We start from the raw sequence: 296 nt of genomic DNA, 5'->3' as shown, positions 1-296 counted from the left end.
GAGCTGGAGTCTGTCGCCATCTCTGACGTAGCTTGCTTGTCCGCGCACCAGTTCCACCGCCTGAGGTTTACTGCTCTGCTGTACTTTAGGACGCACCGACTCGCCGAGTTGCTCAATGTGATTGGTGACTTCGCGGGTAATGCGCGTAATTCCCTGTGCATCAACTCGTTGCCAGACTGGTTTATCCTGCTGAGCAAGCTCCTTCACAAAGGCTTGCTGCTGCTCATCATTCAGTGAATAGTAAAGTTTATGCAGCTTAACTATGGTCGGCCGACCTAATTCACCCACACTCGGGT

Annotated in this window: 1 pseudogene; it reads right to left on the bottom strand. The window is 52.4% G+C overall.

Going from position 1 to position 296, the window contains the following annotated elements:
• Nucleotides 1–296 (bottom strand): annotated as a pseudogene (locus tag ACYP03_RS25540) (ParB/RepB/Spo0J family partition protein); the annotation flags it as partial.

The organism is Photobacterium sp. R1 (assembly GCF_054600795.1).
Note: the sequence above shows the minus strand (reverse complement) of the source record. Positions and strands in the feature narration are given on the sequence as shown.